The 13,484-nt window shown below is 70.5% G+C and carries 14 protein-coding genes; 6 read left to right on the plus strand and 8 right to left on the minus strand.

The genetic code is table 11. The features are described from left to right. Positions 1-134 precede the first annotated feature (134 nt). Positions 135-263, plus strand: a complete 129-nt coding sequence (locus tag VF584_17805) for a hypothetical protein (GenBank protein HEX8212035.1) — start codon at positions 135-137, stop codon at positions 261-263. Between the two features lie 38 nt (positions 264-301). Beyond that, positions 302-1,603, plus strand: coding sequence for a D-alanyl-D-alanine carboxypeptidase/D-alanyl-D-alanine-endopeptidase (gene dacB, locus VF584_17810; protein ID HEX8212036.1), 1,302 nt, complete (start codon positions 302-304; stop codon positions 1,601-1,603). 107 nt (positions 1,604-1,710) lie between these two features. Here the strand turns inward: dacB and VF584_17815 are convergent, their stop codons facing one another. Both VF584_17815 and VF584_17820 read right to left on the minus strand, forming a co-directional pair. Next, positions 1,711-2,763, minus strand: coding sequence for a C40 family peptidase (locus VF584_17815; protein ID HEX8212037.1), 1,053 nt, complete (start codon positions 2,761-2,763; stop codon positions 1,711-1,713). After that, complete coding sequence (locus tag VF584_17820; protein ID HEX8212038.1) at positions 2,760-3,947, minus strand: aminotransferase class V-fold PLP-dependent enzyme; 1,188 nt, start codon at positions 3,945-3,947, stop codon at positions 2,760-2,762. The genes VF584_17815 and VF584_17820 overlap by 4 nt, the downstream gene beginning before the upstream one ends. Before the next feature lie 171 nt (positions 3,948-4,118). Between VF584_17820 and VF584_17825 the strand changes: the two genes are divergently transcribed. After that, positions 4,119-4,766 carry a regulatory protein RecX gene (locus tag VF584_17825; protein HEX8212039.1) on the plus strand — a complete coding sequence of 216 codons (648 nt, stop codon included), beginning with the start codon at positions 4,119-4,121 and terminating at the stop codon, positions 4,764-4,766. 38 nt (positions 4,767-4,804) lie between these two features. Here the strand turns inward: VF584_17825 and VF584_17830 are convergent, their stop codons facing one another. Further along, the gene (locus VF584_17830; GenBank protein HEX8212040.1) at positions 4,805-5,125 is read right to left on the minus strand and encodes a Txe/YoeB family addiction module toxin; all 321 of its coding nucleotides are present in this window, start codon (positions 5,123-5,125) and stop codon (positions 4,805-4,807) included. Positions 5,126-5,638: 513 nt separating this feature from the next. On the opposite strand from VF584_17830, the gene VF584_17835 reads away from it, so the two are divergent. Continuing rightward, a complete protein-coding gene (locus VF584_17835) occupies positions 5,639-7,993 on the plus strand; it encodes a penicillin acylase family protein (GenBank protein HEX8212041.1) in 2,355 nt (784 codons plus the stop codon). 53 nt (positions 7,994-8,046) lie between these two features. Here the strand turns inward: VF584_17835 and VF584_17840 are convergent, their stop codons facing one another. From VF584_17840 to VF584_17860, 5 genes are all read right to left on the minus strand, one after another. Continuing rightward, a complete protein-coding gene (locus tag VF584_17840; protein ID HEX8212042.1) occupies positions 8,047-8,283 on the minus strand; it encodes a hypothetical protein in 237 nt (78 codons plus the stop codon). A 91-nt stretch (positions 8,284-8,374) separates the two neighbouring features. Next, positions 8,375-9,646: a DUF3131 domain-containing protein gene (locus tag VF584_17845; protein ID HEX8212043.1), complete on the minus strand. Its 1,272-nt coding sequence runs from the start codon at positions 9,644-9,646 to the stop codon at positions 8,375-8,377. Positions 9,647-10,058: 412 nt separating this feature from the next. Then, positions 10,059-10,280: a hypothetical protein gene (locus VF584_17850; GenBank protein ID HEX8212044.1), complete on the minus strand. Its 222-nt coding sequence runs from the start codon at positions 10,278-10,280 to the stop codon at positions 10,059-10,061. Positions 10,281-10,357: 77 nt separating this feature from the next. After that, entirely contained in the window at positions 10,358-11,197 is an 840-nt protein-coding gene (locus tag VF584_17855) for a metallophosphoesterase (GenBank protein ID HEX8212045.1), read from the minus strand. Positions 11,198-11,213: 16 nt separating this feature from the next. Continuing rightward, positions 11,214-12,056 carry a prolipoprotein diacylglyceryl transferase gene (locus VF584_17860; protein HEX8212046.1) on the minus strand — a complete coding sequence of 281 codons (843 nt, stop codon included), beginning with the start codon at positions 12,054-12,056 and terminating at the stop codon, positions 11,214-11,216. Positions 12,057-12,304: 248 nt separating this feature from the next. Between VF584_17860 and VF584_17865 the strand changes: the two genes are divergently transcribed. Both VF584_17865 and VF584_17870 read left to right on the plus strand, forming a co-directional pair. Further along, a complete protein-coding gene (locus tag VF584_17865) occupies positions 12,305-12,451 on the plus strand; it encodes a hypothetical protein (protein ID HEX8212047.1) in 147 nt (48 codons plus the stop codon). 100 nt (positions 12,452-12,551) lie between these two features. Further along, positions 12,552-13,448, plus strand: a complete 897-nt coding sequence (locus VF584_17870; GenBank protein ID HEX8212048.1) for a hypothetical protein — start codon at positions 12,552-12,554, stop codon at positions 13,446-13,448. Positions 13,449-13,484 lie beyond the last annotated feature (36 nt).

Below are 13,484 nucleotides of genomic sequence, written 5' to 3' on the forward strand. Positions count from 1 at the left end.
AAGGGTGCAACGTCCCGAAGATAGGCGCCCGGTGCCCACCGCTCAACGCCCGCGCGGCACGCCATTCGCACAGCGGGGCCGCGGCCGGGGAGGGTTCGGCGTGCATCCATTCCGAGCGAAGAGGCAGACGCGGCGTGGCGAGAAATCCGTGGAAGGCCCGAGCCCGGCTGCTGGGCACGGTTGCGATGGCGGCAGCGCTGGGGATCATCGTGGGGTACCTCCTGTTGCAGGTGACCATCATGCGCTGGTCCACCAGCACCTGAGCCCCCGCGCGCGCCAACGCTGTCCTGGTGTTTTTACGATGAAGTCGATCCTGGCCGTACTCACCCTCGCCGCGGCACTCGCCGGCGGCGTCCCCGTCCACGCGCAGCTTTCCGCCGCCGGCTCCCCGGGCGCGGCCTCGTCCCGAGTGGCCGAGCTGGAGCGCGACCTGCGCGCCATCCTGCGCGGTTCCGGCATGGGGGGCGCGAGCCACGGCGTCCTGGTGGTGTCGCTGGACCGCGGCGACACGCTCTTCGCCCGGAACGCGGACGCGCGGCTCACCCCCGCCTCCACGCTGAAGCTGTTCAGCACCGCGGCGGCGCTCCACTACCTGGGGCCGGAGTTCCGCTGGACCACCTACCTCCTGGCGGAGGGGGAGGTGCGCGGCGGCGTTCTGGCGGGCGACCTCGTCCTGTTCGGCACCGGCGATCCCACGCTGGGGAGTAGGCGCTTCCCCGGCACCTCGCGCGCCCTCGATGCTCTCGCGGACTCGCTCCGCGCACGCGGCGTGCGCGAGGTGTCCGGCGGCGTGGTGGCGGATGGCTCCTTCTTCGACCCGCGCCTGCGCGGCCAGGGGTGGACCGCCGAGGACCTCGTGAGCTGGTTCGGTGCGCCGGTCTCCGCACTCGTGACCGTCGAGAACCTCGCCGGCGGCCGCCCGGTGGACGAGCCGGTGCGCGTGGCCGGCGAGCGATTCCGCACGGCACTCGCCCGCGCCGGGATTAGGGTGCGCGGCGGCGTGAGGACGGTTCGCGAGCCCGCGCTCTCGCGTGCAGGCTTCCACGCTCGGGGGCCCGCGGCGGGCGCGCACGTCCTCGCCACCTACTGCTCGCCCGCGCTGCGCGACGTGGTGCGCGTGACCAACCACGTCAGCCACAACCTCTTCGCCGACGAAGCGCTGCGGACGGTCGGCCGCGTGGCCGGCGGCGAGGGCTCCTTCGAGGCCGGCGAGCGCGCCGTCGCCCGCATGCTTTCCCACACCGATCCGCCGCGGATGCTGGACGGCTCCGGCCTCTCGCGGCTGGACCGCGTGAGCGCCCGCACGGTCGTCGCGCTGCTGGCCGCGATGGCGCGCTCCCCTGAGGCCCCCGTGTTCCGCGCCTCCCTCCCGGTCGCGGGGAGCGAGGCGGGGCTGCGCCGGATGTACGGCACCGCCGCCGCCGGCAATCTCCGCGCGAAAACGGGCACCCTCGCCACCGTCTCCGCCCTCTCCGGCTACGTAACGGCCGCCGACGGCGAGCGCCTGGCCTTCAGCATCATCACCAACGGCGTCCCCCGCACCGCCCTCGCCAAGGAGGCCGAGAACCGCATCGGCGCTCGCCTCGCGCAGTTCCGCCGCTGACAGCTGAACTGCGTCTCACACGGAGGGCACAGAGTTGACTGCAAGGCGCAGAGAAACCCTTTCCGTTCCTCTCGCCGTGCCCTCTGTGTCTCTTTGTGAGGCCGCTGTTAGATCATCCGCCGCGCGCACACGAAGATGCGGCGCAGCTCGCGCTCGTAGTTGCGGCGGCCCATCATGTCGTTGCGCGCGACGCCGCCGTTGCCCAGCGACGAGTGGATGATGCGCGAGCCGCCCGTGGACATGGTGACGTGCGTCACGCGGCCGCCAGAGTCCTCCGCGAAGAAGAGGAGGTCGCCGGCCTTGAGCCGCGAGAAGTCCTCGCCGGGATCGATCTCGACGCCGCTGCGCGACTGCTGGTCCGAGTCGCGGGGGATGGTGGTGCCGTGGAGACGGTGGATCGCCTGCACGTAGCCGGAGCAGTCCACGCCACCCATCGTCACCCCGCCCCACAGGTACGGCGCGCCGAGCCAGCGCGACGCCGTCTCGCACATCGCCTCGCCGACCCCGGGAAAGGACATGGGACGCAGCGCCGCGGGGAAGATGTCTCCGTGGGGCGTGCCGATGCGGCCGTCGGGGAGGCGCACCAGGCCATCCGGCTCGCGGATCACGCGCGCGCCCCAGGGGAGGAAGATGATGCGCTCCCCGTCGTGCCCGATGACCTCGGAGCCGAGCGAGATCCACGGCTCACCCGCGCCGCCGACCTCCCAGGAGCGGGCTTCGTGCTCGTGCTGGAGCGCCAGGTACCCCGCGTGGATCCAGCCGATGTAGCCGTCGTACGCGCGGCACTGGAGCCAGCGGCCGACGCTGCGCAGCACCACCAGCCGGTTCCCCAGCACCGTCTGCGAGATCTGCGTCTCGCGAACGGCGGGGCCGGAGAGCATCGGCGCCACGGCGGAGGTGACGAGCGCGTGCACCATCTCCTCCGGACCCGTGTCCGGAAGGCGCTGCACCTCGTCGCGCACCTCGCGCCACCCGGTGAGCCCCGCGATGCGCAGCCGCAGCTCGTCCGCCGCGTTTGCCTCGGAGGTGACGCCCACCAGCGCGACGGCGTCGCCATCCACCTCCACCGAAACCTCGAAGACGGCGGTACGGGGGTCGGGCGCGAACTCCTCGCGCACCGCCTCCACCAGCGCGGTCGTCTCGTCCACGGCGCTCCTCACCAGGTCTCCGGACGGGAAAGGACGTCCATCACCACGGCGATGTCGTCATCAGTGTTGTAGAGGTGTGGCGAGATCCGGATGGCGCCCTCGCGCAGGACGCAGTTCACGCCCGCGCGCCCCAGCGCCCGGAACGCGCGCTCCGCGTCCGGGGGACGGAAGCAGAAGATCCCGCTGCGGTGCTCGGGACGCAGGTCGCTGACGATCTCCGCCGCGCCCGTCGAGCGGAGCCACTCCACCAGCGGGTCGAGCAGCTCCAGCACGTGCCGCCGGATGTTCTCGGGACCGATGTCGTGGAGAAGCGTGAGCGACTCCGTCATCCCCGCGATGTCCTGGAAGGGGAGCGTCGCCACCTCGAAGCGGCGTGCCGTGTCCCAGAACTTGTAGCGGTAATCGAGGAGGCGGCTGTAATCGAGCGTCCCCGCGATCGCCGTCCACCCCACCACAGGCGGCTCCAGCTGCGTGACCAGCTCGCGACGCACGTAGGCGAAGCCGGTGCCGAAGGGGCTGCACAGCCACTTGTGCCCGCCGGTCGCCAGGACGTCGACGTTGGCGGCGCGCACGTCCACCGGCACCTGGCCGAGCGACTGGATCGCGTCCACCACGAAGAAGATCCCCTGCTCGCGGCACACGCTCCCGAAGCGCTCCAGCACGGCGTTGTACCCGGACGCAAACTGCACGGAAGAGAGCGCAAAGATGCCGACGCCGCCGCGCTCCAGCTCCGCCAGGATGCGCGCCTCGTCCGGCCGTCCGAACTCGTCGGCGGGGACGAGGTCGAGCGTGACACCCGCGTTGCGCGCAAGCTGCATCCACGGGTACACGTTGGCCGGGAACTCGCGGTCGCTCACCACCACGCGCTGCCCCGGCCGCAGCGGCAGCACGTGCGCGGCCAGGTTGATCCCGTAGCTCGTGTTGGGGAGGAGGGCGATCTCGTCCGCATCGGCGCCGACGAGGCGCGCGGCGGCCTCGCGCGCGCGGGTGAGCGTCGGCTCGAAGTCGTCGCCCGTCAGGTCGTGCGCGGACGCGCGGCGACGGTTGAACGCGTCGATGGCGCGGACGGCGCGCTCTGGAAGGGGCGCCACGGCGGCGGCGTTGAGGTACGGCGCGCGCGTGGCGGTGGGGAACTCCCGCTCGCGGAGGGCGCGTACGTCCAGCGCCGGTGCGGCGGTCTGCGCGGTTGCGGCCAACGGGTCGATCTCCTCGGGGGTGAGGCCAAACGATAACCCTGCCCTGGGTGCGCAACAAGGTTGCCGCTGGGCACGCACGCGGCTGGCCGGGGTACCTGATGCAGGGAAAATCCACGGTTCTACGGCCGAAACGGGCCGCGCGCCCGGCCACGCTCACCCATCCACGACCTCGTGAAGATCACCGCGATTCAGCCTCAAAAGAACCACGCCGAGCGGCTCAACGTGCACGTGGATGGCGCCTTCCGCCTGGCGCTCGCCGCGGAGATCGTGCTGGCCGAGGGGCTGCGCGTGGGCGACGAGATGCCGGAAGCGCGCATCCTGGAGCTGGAGGCGCGCGACCAGACGTGGAAGGCGCGAGAGGCGGCGCTGCACCTCCTCGCCTTCCGCCCGCGCACCGCCGCCGAGCTTCGCCGTCGTCTGCGCGAAAAAGGCTACGCCCCCGAGGTCACCGACGGCGTCGTCGAACGGCTGGGCGAGACCGGAGTGGTGGACGACTCCTCCTTCGCCGAGATGTTCGTGCGCGACCGCGTCCGCCTGCGCCCCAAGGGGAAGCGCATCCTCGCCCAGGAGCTGCGCGCCAGGGGCGTCGACGGCGAGATGGCGCAGGCCGCCATCGAGGACGTGATGGAGCGCGAGAACACCACCGACGCCGACCTCGCGCGCCAGGCCGCCGCCCGCTGGCGTCCCCGCCCCGGCGAGGACCCGCAGGCCTCCCGCCGCCGCCTCTACGGCTTCCTCGCCCGCCGCGGCTTCGCCAGCGAAGCGATCATGGCCGTGCTGGACGAAGCGCTGGCTCCGGAGGCGGGGGAGTTTCAATAACGAGGGCCATACGGCTATTCCAACTCGTTCGGGTCGCCTCATTTGTAATGGTAGCGTCCCTGGAGGCAAACGAGCGCGCCTTCAACAACCCTGTAGACGAAGCGGTGCTCGTCGGTAAGCCGGCGGGACCAGACGCCCGCGAACTCGCGTCTCAGCGGCTCCGGTTTCCCGATACCCTGAAACGGGTCGCGGCGGGTCTCCTCGACGAGCCGCATCAGGCGGTCGGCTACCCTCGAATCCTCCTGCTCCCAGTAGTGAAGATCCTCCCAGAACTGGGGCTGAACGAGCAGGTGCCGCTGGGATCGTCCCACAGCGGCACCTGAATCCAACTCTGTCTTGGGCCTTTTCCGTTTAGCCAAGGCCCGCTCGCCTGCGGAGATCCTCCACCGTCATGATCGTCCCCTCGCCCGCACGCGAGTTCAGCAATGCAGCGCGCAGCCGCGCCGCATTGGCCGGTGAAGCGAGCAAGTGTTCTGTATCGTTGCGGCTGGAGGTGCGCACGTGCGCGCCGAAACGAAACCGGAGGCGCAGGTGTCTTACGGCGCGCTTCGCGGCGGAGGCGAGTGCTTCCGCCCTGGTAGCCGGGGTGTCGATTACGTGTTTCGTCACGACGGTGCGTACCTCGTTTGGCGTGTCCTGCCTGGTTGCAGATACCCCGGTCCATCGTAGGCGGTTCCTGCAAACGGGTCAACATTTCGTCCTCGCATTCTCGGTATTCGGGCGCTCGGACGTCTGTGTTGCGTAGAGCTGTTCGCGTGAGATGCAATGCGGTTCCTCCGCGCGTCCGCGTCTCCGCGTGAGATTGCAGTTTCGGCGCCCGGCGCCCATGATTGCCGGGCTATACGTGCTGATCCACTCCTCTCGCGGAATCCATGAAGAAGCTCGGGTACGCCGTGCTGGCGCTGCTGCTGCTCGTCGTTGCGGGATTGGGGGGCACAAGATGGTACATGGGCCGCGCGGAGCCGGACCCCGGGCGCGACGCGGCGCTCGCGGGGCTGGGCGCGCCGGTGGAGGTGTGGCGAGACTCGCTGGCGGTGCCGCACGTGTGGGCGCGCAGCGAGGCGGACCTCTTCCGCGCCATGGGCTACGTCCACGCGCAGGACCGGCTCTGGCAGATGGAGCTCTTTCGGCGCGTGGCGGACGGCCGCATGGCCGAGATCCTGGGCCCCGACCTGGTGGACACCGACCGCTTCCTGCGCACCGTCGGGATGGGCCGCGCCGCCGCCGAGGACGAGCGGATGCTCGATCCCCGCGCCCGCGCGCTCCTCCAAGCGTACGCGGACGGCGTGAACGCCTGGATGCGCGGAAACCCCGGGCCGCTCCCCCCCGAGTTCATGGTCCTCCGCTTCCGGCCGGAGCCGTGGAAGGTCCGCAACACGCTCTCCATCGCCAAGATCATGGCGTGGGACCTGGCCGGGTGGGAGCTCGACCTCGAGCTCCAGCGCGCCGTCGACGCCGTGGGCCCGGAACTCGGCCGCGACCTCCTCCCCGCCTATCCCGACTCCGGCATCACCATCATGGAAGACGTGGCGGTGGCGCCCGCCGCCGCGCCCGCCGCCCCCCGCGTCTCGGGGATGCCGATCCCGTCGATCCCGCCGCTCGCCGCGGCGCTGCTGGACGGCGCGTCCGCGGCGAGGGCGTCGAACGCGTGGGTGATCGGCGGGTCGCGGACGAGGTCTGGTAAGCCCATCCTCGCCAACGACATGCACCTGGCGCTGCGGGCGCCGGCGCTCTGGTACCTGGCCGCGCTGCACGGCGGCGGATTGAACGTGGCGGGGATGACCCTTCCCGGCGTCCCGGTGGTGATCGCCGGGCACAACGACCGCGTGGCCTGGGGCTTCACCAACGCCATGGTGGACGACGTGGACTTCTTCATCGAGGAGACCGATCCCGCCGACAGCACGCGCTACCGCACGGAGCGGGGATCGGAACCGTTCATCGTCCGCCACGACACCATCCGCGTCAAAGGCGAGGCGCCCGTGGTGCACCGCGTCCGCGCCACGCGCCACGGCCCCGTGCTCTCCGACGTGGAGAAGCGCTCCGGCGGCCGCGTGCTGGCGATGAAGTGGACGGCGCTTGATCCGTCGCGCGAAGTGTCGGCCTTCTTCGGGATGAACCGCGCGCGCAACGCCGCTGAGTTCGTGGCCGCCATGCACGACTTCCGCACGCCGCACCAGAACGTCGTCTTCGCGGACGTGGAGGGCGCATTCGGCTACCAGATGGGCGGGCGCGTCCCCGTGCGCCGCAACGGCGGCGGCGTCCTCCCCGCCCGCGGCTGGACGGGCGAGGGGGAGTGGACGCGCTACCTGGAGATCTCCGAGCACCCGCGCCAGTTCAACCCATCGCGGGGCTACATCGTCACCGCCAACAACCTGCAGTCGCGCGTGCTGCACGCCCGCATTGGAACCGAGTACGTGGGCCCCGCGCGCGCGGAGCGGATCACGCAGATGGTGCGCGAGGGAGGCCGCATGACCGCCGCCGACGTCGCGCGCCAGCAGATGGACGTGCGCGACCTCTTCGCCCTGCGCCACCTTCCGCTCGCCATCCGCGCCGCCGGCCTCGCGCGCGACACCGCCGCGGCGCGCACGCTGCGCACGTGGGACGGAAGCGCCACGCTGGACTCGCGCGCGGCGCCGCTCTTCTACACCTGGTTCGACGCCCTCCGCAAGCTCGTCGGGGACGACGAGTTCCGCGGCAAGCCACCGTACTTCGGCCGCGGCACCCTGGACCGCCTCCTGGCTCACGGCGGCGGCGCATGGGTGGACGACATCCGTACTCCGAAGCGCGAGACGCTGGACGAGCTCTCCGCCGAGGCCATGCGCCAGGCGGTGCGCACGGTGGCAGGGCGTAGTTGGGGCGAGATGCACAGCACGCGCATGGATCACCCGATGGGCGTCGTCAGCGCGCTCGACCGCGCCTTCGGCCTCAACATCGGCCCCTTTCCCTCCCCCGGCTCCTCGAACACGGTGAACGCGCTCGGTCTGGGCCGGCGGCAGGCGCCGTACGTCAACAGCTACGGCCCCAGCCAGCGCCACGTAGTCGACATGGCGCGCGTGGACGACGAGGGAGGCTTCATCATCCCAACGGGTCAGTCCGGCATCCCCACCTCCCGCCACTACCGCGACCAGACCCCGCTCTGGCGCGAAGGCCGCCTCTGGCGCATCCCCCTCGACCGCCGCAAGGCCGAGGCGCGGACGGTGGCGCGGCTCACGCTGCGGCCCCGGTAGTTCCAGAGGAGAAACGCCGCCGGACCGGTGTCCGGCGGCGTTTCTCGTTCAGTTCAAGAGGCGGGTGTCCCCGGCTTCTGCTCGCGCATGGTTCCAGCGAGCGCGCGCAATGCCCGGTTCACTGCATCCGAATCTGGAAAGACTTCGGCTACGTCAGGATCGAGTAGCACGATGTTGACGGAGCGCGCGTACCGTTCCGCGTACTTTCCCCGCACTCCACCGCGGAAATCATAATCCGGAAGCATCTCGTCATCGGGCTGCGTGACGGTGCTAGTTGGGTCCTTCTTCATACTTCCTCCGTTCGCGGCGGGATGCCAACCGGGCGCTGATCACGCGAACCAGGCCGCCGGCCAGCGGTATCGACCACCAACCTCGGCTTCGTCAGTGCACCAGCGGAAGCCGCTCCACGCTGTACAGGGCGGCCTCTAGAATGGCGGCGGCGGTGTTGACGTTCTCGCTTTCCGTGGGGGCGCGGCTCCGTTCAAAGACGCCCGAGCTCCACCCGCGGACCGGGCTGAGGGCGGGCGCGACGGCCTCGGCGCCCAGGCGGGTGTAGGGGCTGGGAAGGAGCGCGTGCCAGGCAAAGGCGGCCTTGGCGCTGATCCAGCGCGGCCCGTCCAGCACGGTCTCGCTCCCCTGCACGCCCACGGAGAAGGGGTTTCCGCGGTAGCTGATCGCGTAGTAGTAGAAGTAGTACGGGGCGATGGGGACGTGGTCCTCGCTCACGAAGGTGACCTCGCCGGTGCGCCGGTACCGCTCCTCCTGCGCCTCCAGAGAACCGGTCGCGAGCTGCTTCATCTCGCGGTTCCACCCCAGCTCCATCCCCATCAGGATGAACGGCTCGCTGGTGAGGAAGTCGTCGCCACGCCGGTCGGCCAGGAGCGGAACGCCGTAGACCTGAATGGGAAGCGAGTTCTCGCGCAGGCTCAGCGCCCGCTCGGCGCGCTGGCCCCAGAGCGCGTATCCGTACGCCGCGTACTGCTCGTATACCAGCCGCCCCTCCTGGTATCGCATCAGCTGCCCCGCTGGGGTGAGCTCCGCGCCGGAGAGATACCCGTCGCGCACCATCTCCGCGAGCTTCATCCGCGCCACGATCCGCCGCACCGCCGGAGCGTACTGCGGATGGCGCGTCTCGATGATCTTGAGCCACACCAGGAACCGCCCGACGTCGGTCGTGGACCATCCGAACCCGCGCTCCCCCACCGTCTGGTCGCGATCGTCGCGCCCGGCCACTGCACCGGTGAGGGTGGAGTAGTTCTTGTTCGGCGCCACCTCATCGAAGAAGCGCAGACCCTCGATCGTCTGCAGTGCCCGCGTCATGCGCGTGTCGAAGTCCTGGGGCGTGATGATTCCCAGCTCGCGTGCGCAGTGGAACGCCGCCAGCCCGCTCGCCATATCCCAGACGGTGGCGTACGTGTAGCTCCTGACCGAGTTGACCAGCCCCGTCTGCGGCTGGTACTCGCGGTCCACGTACGTCCACGCGCCGCGCGCCGCCTCCAGCAGGAAGGCCTGGTCCGGGTGCGGATCGGGCCGGCCGGGGCTCGGAAGCTCGGGGAGCAGCGAATCCGGCGCGTCGTCGGCGCACGCAGCCGCCGCGACGGTGATGAGCGCGGCGGCGGCGAGTTTGATGAGTTTTCGCGAACGAGCGGGCACGGGGGACTCGGAAAGGGAAACGAATGGAGCGTCGGCCGGGCGGAGTTTTGATACGTCAATGCGGCAGCGCGCGAGACATCCCTCGGCGCGGACACCTAATTCGGGCTCTCGGGCCGCAGTAGATCTATTACAGCATTGACGATACGATCCCTGGATGCGGTGCCCAGCACACCGACCCGGCGGACCGCGAGCGATGCGCTAAGAGTAAAGAGCTTCGCCGGACGTGCATAGCTGGTGTGCCGCAACGCGCCTGCGGTGAAGTCAACTCGGGTGAGTTCGACAGCACTCGGATCAGCGTATGCGTTGCTCGTAAGCTGGCAGAGCACGACATCACCCCGCCCGGCGTCCGCGAGCACGACAGCCGGGCGCAACTTGGCCCGCGATAAATCAGAGTACGGGAACGGGATCAAGACTACGGCTCCCGCTGCAAATACGCCCATGCGGCGTCCTCCTCCTCGCGGTTCCAATCGGACAGTGCACCCTCGCTGAGCAACAACGATGAATCTGGCACCGCGACATTCGCCTTCTCGTCGAGCACCGTCACGAGGGCGCGGCGGCTCTCGCAGAGTGACAGCGGCTCAAGCAGTCGCACGTGTCCGCTGGGAGTGATGACGGCTTCTACTGTTCGCGGCATTTGGCTCCTCCGGCTGGAGTTCACACGGCCAATCTACCCGATAACCGCCAGCGCTCCAATACTGCGCCACACATCCGTCACCCGGTGAACACAGTGAGTTCCGGTGTGGCCCCAAAGCGGATGGGGAGCACGGAGGTGCCGATCCCGCGGGAGACGTAGAGTGGCGGCGCGCCGTCGCCGCGGAACCAGCCGCGCACGTAGCGGCCGCTCCCCGGCGGAACGAGCGGCGCCCAGCCGCCGACGGTGACCTGCCCGCCGTGCGTGTGCCCTGACAGCATGAGCGTGATGCCGGCGACGTCCACGGGCTCGCTCGGGATGGCGCCGACGGGGTGCGCGTGCGCGGCGACGGTGTCGCGGTAGGCGGGGGAGTGGGCCAGGAGGAGGCGCACCGGTGCCGACTCGGCGCCACGCAATGCGGCGCGGAGGTCGGGGGCGCCCACGAGGTCGTCCAGACCCGTGATCGCGACGGGTCCTGACGGGTGGGGGTGCACGGCGGACTCGTTCACCAGGAGCCGCGCGTTGTGGCGCTCGTAAACGGCCGCGAGCGCGCGCAGGTCCACGCCGCTCCAGTGCTCCCAGTTGCCCAGGATCGCATACTTGGGGAGGCGCGGGTCGAGGAGGGCGAGGAAGGCGTCCAGCGTGGGGAGGGCGTCAGGCTGGTCTACCGAGTCGCCCGTCAGCAGGGCGAAGTCGGGGCGGGCGCGCGCGGTCTCGGCGGCGATGCGGCGGTGGATCGAGCCGATCCCGCGCAGGTGCAGATCGGTGATCTGGACGAAGCGGAGGGACGCGTGCCCCCGCGGGAGGGAGAGACGGTGGCGCGTAACATCGAGCGAGCGCGGCTCCCACCACGCCGCGTCGGCGCCGAGCGCCGCGGCACCCAGCGCCGCCGCCGCTCCAAGGAAGCGGCGGCGGTTCACCGGGGTGCGGAGCCGTTCACGCGGCGGCCGTGCGGCGCGTGGCCGTGGGACCCTTGTCGGCGCGCCGCGCCAGGTACGCCACCCCCGCGACACCCGCCGCCATCAGCAGGACACTGATGAGCTGCGCGACCGTGAGCACCCCCAGGAAGCGGTCGTCCTTGGCGCGGAAGATCTCCACGATGAAGCGCTCCACACCGGCCAGCGACACCCACACCATGAAGAGCATCCCCGGCGTGGCCAGGCGCGGCTGCACGCGCTTCAGGATGAAGAAGATGATGAGCGACATCCCCACTTCGTAGAGCTGCGTGGGGTGCACCGCGTAGACGGTGTCGGCTGGCACGCTCGCCGGGATGTCCACGCCGAACTCGCGCAGGTTGGCGGCCGTCGAGGGAGGCGCGCCGTTGGGGAAAGCCACGGCCCACGGCAGGTCGGAGGGGCGCCCGTAATCGTCGCCCACCAGGAAGCACCCCATGCGCCCGATGGCGTACCCCACCGCCAGCGCGAGCGCGGAGGCGTCCGCCATGCGGCCCAGCGGCATCCCCGTCTTCTTCACGCGCCACGCGATCACCGCCGCCGCCAGGATCAAGCCGCCGTACCACACGAGCCCCGAACGAGACAGGAGGGCGCGCATGGGATCGGCCATCGTGTCCTGCCAGTTCAGGATCATGTAGTAGATCTTGGACCCCAGGATCCCGAAAACGGCGGCGTATCCCACCATGTCCCACGCCTGCTCCGGGTCCAGCCCCACGCGGGCCAGCTCGCGCGACGCCACCCACCCGGCGACGAGAAAGGCCAGCGCCATCATCACCCCGAAAGAGGTGACCGTGAATCCGCCGATCTGGATCAGAACCGGGTACATGGGAGCTCGAATGAGGGATGCCGCGCGGAGTGGTCTCCGTGGAAGGAGGTAAGCTAACGTTTTTCCCGCGCGCGGGTAGAGTGCAGCCCGCGCCGGTTCTTCAGCAGGGTTGACCGGGTTCGCCCCGGCGGCTACCTTGCAGTTACTGGCGGATTACGGTGTTCTCCCCGGAGGTGTCCACACCACTTCCAGGCGGCGCACGGTTTCCATCCGCCCGGCAATCTCGCAAACCCGCACCAGGAGAGGCCATGTACACCACGAAACCGTGGGGGGAAGAAGATCCGACGACCACGCATGCGATAGGCGAGGAAGACCCCGACACGACCCACGCGCTCGGCGAGGAAGACGATTGGCCCTACCCGGACAGCTCTTCGTCCGCGTTCGGCAGCTTCTGACCGCTGGCGCTCCGCGAGCGTGACGAGGGCGTGGGAGCGATCCCGCGCCCTCTCTCTTTGCGCCGCCCGTACGGCGGCCCACAACCGACTGGACTCTGCCTTGATCCTGATCGCGGGGGGCGACGCCGACCCCAACGTGGAGACCCTCGTCCGCGCCGCGGAGGCGCGGGGCGTGGAAGTGTGCGTGGCGCTCACCGGCGCCGCATCCAACCCGCGCCTCGACTGGGACGTGCAGGCCGACTTGCTGACGATCGGCGGGCGGGCGGTGGCGCCGCGGGCGGTCTTCATCCGCAACGACGTCTTCCAGCACATGGCCGACCCGCGCCCGGAGACCTCGTTCCGCGCGCATGCGTGGCACGCGGCGCTGCACGGCTGGGCGCTGGCGCACAACGACGTCCGCCTCCTCAACCGCCGCTACCGAGGGCAGACCAACAAGCCGTACATGCTGAACGTGGCGGCGCGCTGCGGGCTCCCCATCCCCGCTACACGCATCACCAACGACCTGGATGCGCTGGAGCGGGAGGGCGGCGCCGCGGACCGCATCGCCAAGCCGGTTCCCGGCGGCGGCTACTGCAACCCGCTCGCCGAGGTCCTCTCCACCACGGAGCGGCGGGACGGACTGGCCGCGGCTCCCGCCATCGTGCAGGAGCGGCTGGTGGCGCCTGAGGTGCGCATCTTCGGGATCGGCGATCGCTTCATCCCCTTCCACGTCCGCTCGGAGGCGCTCGACTACCGCACCTCTACGGACACCCGCGTCGAGCCGCTCCCCGTGGAGGGCATCGACCCGGCCCTCCTCACCGCGCTCCGCCGCCTCATGGACGCCCTGGAGATGGACTTCGCCGCCGCGGACTTCAAGAGCTCCCCCGCGACCGGCGGTCTCGTCTTCCTGGAGATCAACTCGTCCCCCATGTTCGCCGGCTTCGACCGCGCCGGCGGCGGCACGGTGACGGCGGCGATCCTGGACCGGCTGATGGAGGGGAGTGCGTTAGTGCGTTAGTGCGCGGAGAGGGTCCCAAAGGTCCCTTCCCCCCCC

Origin of the sequence: Longimicrobium sp. (genome assembly GCA_036389135.1) — a bacterium.
In the GTDB taxonomy this organism is placed as follows: domain Bacteria; phylum Gemmatimonadota; class Gemmatimonadetes; order Longimicrobiales; family Longimicrobiaceae; genus Longimicrobium.